This window comes from Pseudomonas sp. SWRI179, from assembly GCF_014268705.1.
GTDB lineage: Bacteria > Pseudomonadota > Gammaproteobacteria > Pseudomonadales > Pseudomonadaceae > Aquipseudomonas > Aquipseudomonas zanjanensis.
Window position 1 is genome coordinate 50704 of record NZ_JABWRA010000042.1, and the last position, 8795, is coordinate 59498.

The 8795-nt window shown below is 62.0% G+C and carries 6 protein-coding genes and 1 riboswitch; of the genes, 4 read left to right on the forward strand and 2 right to left on the reverse strand.

Annotated elements, in window-relative coordinates:
* Positions 1-49: 49 nt before the first annotated feature.
* A riboswitch (yybP-ykoY riboswitch) is annotated at positions 50-170 on the reverse strand.
* A gap of 50 nt (positions 171-220) precedes the next feature.
* A complete protein-coding gene (locus tag HU767_RS21615; RefSeq protein WP_186730422.1) occupies positions 221-1219 on the reverse strand; it encodes a class I SAM-dependent methyltransferase in 999 nt (332 codons plus the stop codon).
* A gap of 33 nt (positions 1220-1252) precedes the next feature.
* On the reverse strand, positions 1253-2218 hold the full coding sequence (locus tag HU767_RS21620; RefSeq protein ID WP_186730423.1) for a 2-hydroxyacid dehydrogenase: 966 nt from the start codon (positions 2216-2218) through the stop codon (positions 1253-1255).
* A gap of 238 nt (positions 2219-2456) precedes the next feature.
* Here HU767_RS21620 and HU767_RS21625 point away from each other — a divergent pair, with 238 nt between their 5' ends.
* The 4 genes from HU767_RS21625 to HU767_RS21640 all read left to right on the forward strand — a co-directional run bounded on the left by HU767_RS21625 (position 2457) and on the right by HU767_RS21640 (position 8626).
* A complete protein-coding gene (locus tag HU767_RS21625) occupies positions 2457-3086 on the forward strand; it encodes a LysE family transporter (protein WP_186708896.1) in 630 nt (209 codons plus the stop codon).
* A 255-nt stretch (positions 3087-3341) separates the two neighbouring features.
* Positions 3342-5024 (forward strand): fatty acid--CoA ligase, encoded by a 1683-nt coding sequence (locus HU767_RS21630; protein WP_186730424.1) that lies wholly within the window; start codon positions 3342-3344, stop codon positions 5022-5024.
* A gap of 331 nt (positions 5025-5355) precedes the next feature.
* Positions 5356-7236 (forward strand): DUF1302 domain-containing protein, encoded by a 1881-nt coding sequence (locus tag HU767_RS21635; RefSeq protein ID WP_186730425.1) that lies wholly within the window; start codon positions 5356-5358, stop codon positions 7234-7236.
* Positions 7237-7261: 25 nt separating this feature from the next.
* A complete protein-coding gene (locus HU767_RS21640; protein ID WP_053118519.1) occupies positions 7262-8626 on the forward strand; it encodes a DUF1329 domain-containing protein in 1365 nt (454 codons plus the stop codon).
* The last annotated feature ends 169 nt before the right edge of the window (positions 8627-8795 follow it).

Sequence of the window (8795 nt, forward strand, 5' to 3'; positions counted from 1 at the left end):
GTACAGCCTTCCCGCCCCGGGTAAGGTGTGCGTGTCATAGGTCTTGTCAAACCCAGCGACCATCTGCGTGGACGCTTGGGCCGCATACGCCATGGTCTGCTGACCAAGTATGTTGACGTATGCCGGGCGAGCATGGCGCTCGCGGGAGACTACTCCCCTAGGACGGAGCGGATTCTGCCTAGGCAAATCCGATTGGGCAAGTGCTGTTTCCTAAAACATGTCAGCCACGCTTGGCCCGGTAGATGCGAAAGCCCTGGCCTTCGGCCTTGATCGCGCACACGCCCAGATGCTCTTCGATCAACGGTTGGTACTTGAGGAAACTATTGGCAACCAGCCGAAGTTCGCCGCCGTTTTTCAGATGTTTGGCCGCTTTTCGCAGCAGGTTCTCCGTGGCGTGGTAATCGGTATGCACGCCGACATGGAACGGTGGGTTGCTCAGGATCGCACTCAAACCCATCGGAGCGGCGTCAATGCCATCACCGGTCAGCACGTCGGCTTCCAGGCCATTGGCGGCCAAAGTCAGGCGGCTGCTGGCGGCGGCAAAGGCGTCCACGTCCAGCAGGGTGACGGTATTGTGCGGGTAGCGTCGCTTGACCGCCGCCCCCAGCACCCCGGCACCGCAGCCGAAGTCCAGCAGATGGCCGCTGGGCAGTTTATCCAGGTGTTCCAACAGCAGCGCACTGCCGCGATCCAGGCGGCCATGGCTGAACACCCCGGGCAGGCTGATGACTGTCAGTGGGCCTTCGGCCAGGGGCAGTTCGTAGGTCTGGGCCAGGCTTTCCAGCGGCTTGGCCTCGGGCGCATTCGCGACCGTGACCTGCCACAGCTGGCAATGCCGCGCGCTATCGAGCTTGCGCGGCTTGCCGAACGGGTTGAGCTGCTTGGACGCCCCTTCGATGCCGCTGCGTTTTTCCCCCACCAGGTACACCTCACGACCAGCCAGGCGCGCCGCCACGGCATTGAGGATGTAATCGGTCAGGTCCTTGGCCTTGGGCAGGAATACCACGGCGGTGTCGAACCCATGCTCGGGGACGTTCACGCCAAAGTGGCTGCGCTCGGGGAAACGAGCATCCAGCGCTGCCTGATCGCCGGCATGCCAGCACCAGCCATGGGCCTCGGGCAAACGGCCGAGCAGGTCGTCGGCGGGCAGGCCGGCCAACAACACCGAACCCTGGAATAACTCGGCCTGACGAAGCAGTACTTCACTGCGCGGATCCATGGTCTGCTCCTTGAAAAAAAGTGCGGCAGTTTATCAACTGACGACACGCCGCGCTGTACCGCTGAAAAAGCCTTGGGCGTTTTCGCTCATTTGGCCAACGATCCGTTGCCGCGCCTCGCGGCTGCCCCAGGCGTTGTGGGGGGTGACGATCAAGCGTGGAATATCGCCGGCCAGCAGCGGATTGCCTTGGACCGGCGGCTCCACGCTGAGCACGTCGGTGGCGGCGCCGCCCAAGTGGCCGCTGCGCAGGGCCTCGGCCAGCGCCTGTTCGTCGATCAGGCCGCCACGGGCGGTGTTGACCACGAAAGCACCGGGCTTGAGCAATGCCAGTTCGCGGGCGCCGATGAAGTGGCGGGTGTGCTCATTGAGTGGGCAGTGCAGGGTCAGGGCATCGACGTGTGGCAGCAATTGCTCCAGCGGCAAGCGGTCGGGGCGGGCCGGGCGCCCGGGGATCTGCCCCAGCAGCACACGCATGCCAAAGGCTTCGGCCAGCCGCCCGACGGCGCTGCCCAACTCGCCATGGCCGAGCAGGCCCAGGGTCTTGCCTTCCAGTTCGACAATCGGATAGTCCAGCAGGCAGAACTGCGAAGCTTGCTGCCAGCGGCCTTCACCCACCGCTTTTTGATAGTCGGCCAGGCGCGTCGCCAGGTTCAGCAACAACATGATCGTGTGCTGGGCCACCGATGGCGTGCCGTAGCCTTGGCAATTGCACACGGTGATGCCGTGGCTGCGGGCCGCCGCTAGGTCGACATTGTTGGTGCCGGTGGCACTGATCAAAATCAGCTTCAAGTCCGGGCTGGCCGCCATCGCCTGGGCATCGATCACGACTTTGTTGGTGATTGCCACGGTGGCGCCCTTGAGCCGCTCGGTCACCTGGTCTGGCGTGGTCCGGGCGAACAGTTGCAGTTCGCTGAAGCAGCAGCGCAGCGGGCCCAGGTCCAGGTCGCCCAGGTCCAGGGAAGGATGGTCGAGGAAAACGGCGCGGGCGGTGTTCGTCATCAGCTGTACCTTTTATGTCAAGAACCGAAGGCGTAATGTGGCGAGCCTATCAGATGCGTTACAGCCATGGCGGCGAACACCCGTGGCAAGCAGGCTTTCTGTGGCGAGGGAGCTTGCTCCCGCTGGCCTGCACAGCAGGCCCCGATACAAGGCAAGCGACTGCTGCGCAGTCGAGCGGGAGCAAGCTCCCTCGCCACGGGATGTCATCCAACAAAAGATTGTCGTAAGGAGCCCCTCCATGTACCTCACCGAATTCCTCACCGTCGCCCTGATCCACCTGCTGGCCGTCGCCAGCCCCGGGCCGGATTTTGCCGTGGTGGTGCGCGAAAGCGTGACCCATGGCCGGCGCGCCGGGACCTGGACGGCTCTGGGTGTCGGCACGGCGATTTTCCTGCATGTGGGCTATTCATTGCTGGGCATTGGCCTGATCGTGTCGCAATCGATCGTACTGTTCAACGCGCTGAAGTGGGCCGCCGCCGCGTACCTGCTGTACATCGGTTTCAAGGCACTGCGGGCGCAACCGGCCAAGCCGGCCGAGGAAAACCTGCACCAGGAGATCGGTGAGCGTACCGCCCGCGGCGCGTTCATTTCCGGTTTTGTCACCAATGGCCTGAACCCCAAGGCGACGCTGTTTTTCCTGTCGCTGTTCACCGTGGTGATCAACCCGCATACACCGTTGGCGATCCAGGCCGGTTACGGCGTGTACCTGGCGGTGGCGACGGCCGTCTGGTTCTGCCTGGTGGCGCTGCTGTTCAGCCAGCAACGGGTACGCGCCGGTTTCGCGCGCATGGGCCACTGGTTCGACCGGACCATGGGCGCGGTGCTCGTCGCCATTGGCGTGAAGCTGGCGTTTACCGAGTCGCACTGATCCACGCACTCTCGCTTTGTGTAGGAGCTGCCGAAGGCTGCGATCTTTTGATCTTTTGTTTTTTCGCTCTGGATTCAATTGGCAGGGGAAAGATCGCAGCCTCGTTGCACTCGGCAGCTCCTACGGTCCCAGGTATGGCTCAAGGCTAGTATTTGCGCGCTGATCAAATCATTCCTTTGGCTGATTTGATCCGTGTATAAGCGCTCTAGAGTGCTTACTTCCAGCCAAGACCGTGCAGTCAGAAAAGGGACTCTTATGTTGCAGACTCGCGTTATTCCTCCCGCCGAAGGCGCCTATCAATACCCGCTGCTGATCAAGCGGCTGCTGATGTCCGGCACGCGTTACGAGAAAACCCGCGAGATCATCTACCGTGACCAGTTGCGCTACAGCTATCCGACGCTGATCGAGCGGGTCGCGCGCCTGGCCAACGTGTTGACCGAGGCGGGGGTCAAGGCCGGCGATACCGTGGCGGTGATGGACTGGGACAGCCATCGCTACCTGGAATGCATGTTCGCGATCCCGATGATCGGCGCGGTGATCCACACCATCAACGTGCGCCTTTCACCAGAGCAGATCGTCTACACCATGAACCACGCCGAGGACCGCTTCGTGCTGGTCAACAGCGAGTTCGTCGGCTTGTACCAGGCGATAGCCGGGCACCTGACCACGGTGGACAAGACCCTGCTGCTGACCGACCTGCCGGAAAAAACCGCCGACCTGCCGAACCTGGTGGGCGAATACGAACAATTGCTGGCCGCCGCCGCCCCCACCTACGATTTCCAGGATTTCGACGAAAACTCCGTCGCCACCACGTTCTATACCACCGGCACCACGGGCAACCCCAAGGGCGTGTACTTCACCCATCGGCAACTGGTGCTGCACACCATGGGCGTGGCGACCATCATGGGCTCCATCGACAGCGTGCGGCTGCTGGGCACCAACGACGTGTACATGCCCATCACGCCGATGTTCCATGTCCACGCCTGGGGCCTGCCCTACGTGGCGACCATGCTCGGGCTCAAGCAGGTCTACCCGGGCCGCTACGATCCGGAATTCCTGGTCGAGTTGTGGCGCAAGGAAAAGGTGACCTTTTCCCATTGCGTACCGACCATCCTGCAAATGGTCCTCAACGCCAAGGGCGCCCAGGACACCGACTTCGGCGGCTGGAAAATCGTCATCGGCGGCAGCGCCCTGAACCGCAGCCTGTACGAAGCGGCCAAGGCCCGGGGCATCCAGCTCACCGCCGCCTACGGCATGTCGGAAACCGGCCCGCTGGTGTCCTGCGCCCACCTCAACGCGGAACTGATGGCCGGCAGCGAAGACGAACGCACCACCTACCGGATCAAGGCCGGGGTGCCGGGGCCACTGGTGGAAGCGGCGATCGTCGACACCGAGGGGAATTTCCTGCCGGCCGACGGCGAGACCCAGGGCGAACTGGTGCTGCGCGCGCCGTGGCTCACCGAAGGCTATTTCAACGAGCCGCAGAAGGGCGCCGAACTCTGGGCCGGCGGCTGGCTGCACACCGGTGACGTCGCCACGCTGGACAACATGGGCTTCATTGACATCCGCGACCGCATCAAGGACGTGATCAAGACCGGTGGCGAATGGATCTCCTCCCTGGACCTAGAAGACCTCATCAGCCGTCACGCGGCGGTACGCGAAGTAGCAGTGGTTGGCATTCCCGATCCGCAGTGGGGCGAGCGGCCGTTTGCCTTGCTGGTGATTCGCGAAGGGCATGAGATCGGGGCTCGCGAGCTCAAGGAACACCTCAAGCCGTTCGTCGAGCTGGGGCACTTGAGCAAGTGGGCGATCCCGAGCCAGATCGCTCTTGTTACGGAAATTCCCAAGACCAGCGTCGGCAAGCTCGACAAGAAGCGTATTCGCGTCGACATCACCGAATGGCAGCGCAACAACAGTACCTTCCTGTCCACGCTCTAGGCCTTTTTGCCGTGCCCGAAAGGGCACGGCAGCCCCACCAAGCAAGCGCTTGCCTTGTCAAACCGAAAATTTCAGCCATCCTTGCCGTGCCGGCATCTGTCGGCCTGGCGAAAGGACTGTTCCAGAGTGGTTGAGGGCTGCAAATCACACTTTAGAGGGATCAAGCCGTACTACCTGCTGGCTATAGTCCGCTCACGGATTCTCAAGAACGGGGCGCACGCACGAAAGGGCGATGCGACTTCGACGGATGTCGGGACGCTGCCGCTCCCTGCCGCCGAAGTGTTCTTGAAATGTCCATTGCCATAACAATAATGCACATGGAGTAGCGTCGATGACCTCAGCAACCACGTTCTGGCGCCGGGCAAAACTGCCTCTGGCGGTCAGTCTCGCCTCTTCGCTCGCCGGGCCTGCATTCGGCGTCAGTTTCAACATCGGTGAAATCGAAGGCCAGTTCGACTCGTCCCTGTCCGTCGGCGCGAGCTGGTCCACGGCCAACGCCAACAAGGACCTGATCGGCGTCAACAATGGCGGCAAGGGTTTGTCGCAGACCTCCGATGACGGCCACCTGAATTTCAAGCGCGGGGAAACCTTCTCGAAGATCTTCAAGGGCATCCATGACCTGGAACTGAAGTACGGCGATACCGGCGTATTCGTGCGCGGCAAGTACTGGTACGACTTCGAACTCAAGGACGAACACCGCCTGTACAAGGACATCAGCGACAGCAACCGCAAGGAAGGCGCCCAGTCTTCCGGCGGGCAGATCCTCGACGCATTCATCTACCACAACTACGCCATTGCCGATCAGCCGGGCTCGGTCCGCCTGGGCAAGCAGGTGGTCAGCTGGGGTGAAAGTACCTTCATCCAGGGTGGCATCAACTCCATCAACCCGGTCGACGTGTCCGCGTTCCGTCGTCCTGGCGCCGAGGTCAAGGAAGGCCTGATCCCGGTGAACATGTTCTACGTTTCCCAGAGCCTGACCGACAACCTGTCGGCCGAGGCGTTCTACCAGTTGGAGTGGGACCAGACCGTGGTGGATAACTGCGGCACGTTCTTCTCCCAGCCGGATGTGATTGCTGATGGGTGCAGCGATAACCTTCGGGTGCTGAACAAGCGCTCCAGCATTCCGTTCCCGGGCGTCGTTCTCCCGATATTGGAAGGTCAGGGCGTCGACATCAACGAAGAAGGTGTACTGGTACGGCGTGGCCCGGACCGTGACGCCCGCGACAGCGGCCAGTGGGGCGCGTCGTTGAAGTACATGTTCGAGCCGCTGGACACCGAGTTCGGTGCGTACTTCATGAACTACCACAGCCGCGCGCCAATTTTCAGTGCCACCGGCGCGTCACAGTCTGTTTATGACGCTGCAGCAAGCTTGCCACCTGTGTTCGCCAGGTTGGCGCCTTTGCTGGTCGCGGGCAACTCGAATTATTTTGTCGAGTATCCCGAAGATATCCGTCTCTACGGCTTGAGTTTCTCCACCACACTGCCTACCGGTACAGCGTGGAGCGGTGAATTGAGCTATCGCCCGAATGCACCGGTGCAATTGAGCACCACCGATATCCTGTTCGCCGGCGTTCGCCCGCTCGGTGGTCCTCTGTTGGGCAATGCTTCGCTGCTCACGGGTGTGCCAGGCCAGGATCTGCATGGTTATCGCCGCAAGGAAATCACTCAGTTCCAGACCACCTTCACTCACTTCTTGGATCAGGTCATGGGCGCCAGTCGCCTCACACTGGTAGGTGAAGTCGGCGTGACTCATGTTGGAGGCTTGGAAAGCAAGTCGGACCTTCGCTACGGTCGTGACCCTGTCTTTGGTCCGGGTCAACTGCCCGGCGGAGCCTGTGACGCGCTCAACGACTCAACCGGACAAGGTGGCGGCCTGGCCGACGGCAGCAGCCTGAACGGCAACTGCAACAACGACGGCTTCACCACCGCCACCTCCTGGGGCTACCGTGCGCGCGCCATCTGGGAATACCCGGACGTCTTCGCCGGCGTGAACCTCAAGCCCAACGTGGCCTGGTCCCATGACGTCAAGGGCTACTCGCCAGGCCCTGGCGCCAACTTTGAAGAAGGCCGCAAAGCCGTCAGCCTCGGGCTGGATGCCGAGTACCAGAACACTTACAACGCCAGCCTGGCCTACACCAACTTCTTTGGTGGCGACTTCAGCACCGTGGACGATCGCGACTTCCTGGCGCTCAGCGTCGGCGTGACCTTCTAAGCACCGTATTTCAGGACGACACACTATGAAAATAACAAAGAATCTGATGCAGGCCGGTGTTCTGGGGCTATCCCTGCTGGCCGCCAGCGTCATGGCGGCGGTACCCGCGGCCGAGGCCGATAAACTGGGCAAGAGCCTGACGCCGATGGGCGCCGAGATGGCCGGCAATGCCGATGGCTCGATCTCGGCCTGGAAGCCCATGGCCAAGAACGCCGGTGCCGTGGACAGCAAGGGCTTCCTTGCCGACCCGTTCCCGACTGAGAAACCGCTGTTCACCATCACCGCGCAGAACGTCGAGCAGTACAAGGCCAAACTCGCCCCGGGCCAGTACGCGATGTTCAAGCGCTACCCGGAAACCTTCAAGATGCCGGTCTACCCGACCCATCGCGGCGCCACCGTGCCGGACGAGGTGTTCGCCTCCATCAAGAAGAATGCGGTCAACACCAAGCTGGTGTCTGGTGGCAACGGCCTGGAGAACTTCGAGACGGCCGTGCCGTTCCCGATTCCCCAGAGCGGCGTGGAAGTGATCTGGAACCACATCACCCGCTATCGCGGCGGCAGCGTGACGCGCCTGGTCACCCAGGCCACCCCGCAGCCCAACGGCTCCTACAGCCTGGTGTACTTCCGTGACCAGTTCGTGTTCCGCGACAAGATGAAGGATTTCGATCCGGCCAACCCAGGCAACATCCTGTTCTACTTCAAGCAACAAGTGACCGCGCCGGCGCGCCTGGCCGGTGGCGTGCTGCTGGTGCACGAAACCCTCGACCAAGTGAAGGAACCGCGTTCGGCATGGGTCTACAACGCTGGCCAGCGCCGTGTGCGCCGTGCCCCGCAAGTGTCCTATGACGGCCCGGGTACCGCCGCCGACGGCCTGCGTACCTCCGACAACCTGGACATGTACAACGGTGCGCCGGATCGCTACGACTGGAAGCTGGAAGGCAAGAAAGAGCTGTACATTGCCGCCAACAGCTACAAGATCGATTCGCCACAACTCAAGTACGCCGACATCATCAAGGCCGGCCACATCAACCAGGACCTGACTCGCTACGAGCTGCGTCGTGTCTGGCATGTGACCGCGACCCTGAAGGAAGGCCAGCGTCACATCTACGCCAAGCGTGACTTCTACATCGACGAAGACACCTGGCAAGCCGCGGTGATCGACCACTACGACGGTCGTGGCCAACTGTGGCGCGTGGCCGAGGCCCATGCCGAGAACTACTACGACAAGCAAGTGCCGTGGTACGCCCTGGAAACCCTCTACGACCTGCAGTCCGGCCGCTACCTGGCGCTGGGCATGAAGAACGAAGAGAAATCGGCCTACGACTTCGGCTTCACCGCCACCACCGCCGACTTCACTCCGAACGCATTGCGCCAGGACGGTATCCGCTAAACCGCTCCACCCGAGGCCGCATCCTCGAAACAACGCCCCGACTGGTTCGGGGCGTTTTTTTTGACCCACACAAAACCCTGTGGCGAGGGAGCTTGCTCCCGCTGGGGTGCGCAGCAGCCCCAAGGCCGCCCCGCTTGATCTGACACCCCGAGTACTCTGCTTTGGGACT

Coding starts and splice junctions, on each gene's coding strand:
- HU767_RS21615 (WP_186730422.1), bottom strand. CDS start 1,219: ATGGATCCGCGCAGTGAAGTACTGCTTCGTCAGGCCGAGTTATTCCAG.
- HU767_RS21620 (WP_186730423.1), bottom strand. CDS start 2,218: ATGACGAACACCGCCCGCGCCGTTTTCCTCGACCATCCTTCCCTGGAC.
- HU767_RS21625 (WP_186708896.1), top strand. CDS start 2,457: ATGTACCTCACCGAATTCCTCACCGTCGCCCTGATCCACCTGCTGGCC.
- HU767_RS21630 (WP_186730424.1), top strand. CDS start 3,342: ATGTTGCAGACTCGCGTTATTCCTCCCGCCGAAGGCGCCTATCAATAC.
- HU767_RS21635 (WP_186730425.1), top strand. CDS start 5,356: ATGACCTCAGCAACCACGTTCTGGCGCCGGGCAAAACTGCCTCTGGCG.
- HU767_RS21640 (WP_053118519.1), top strand. CDS start 7,262: ATGAAAATAACAAAGAATCTGATGCAGGCCGGTGTTCTGGGGCTATCC.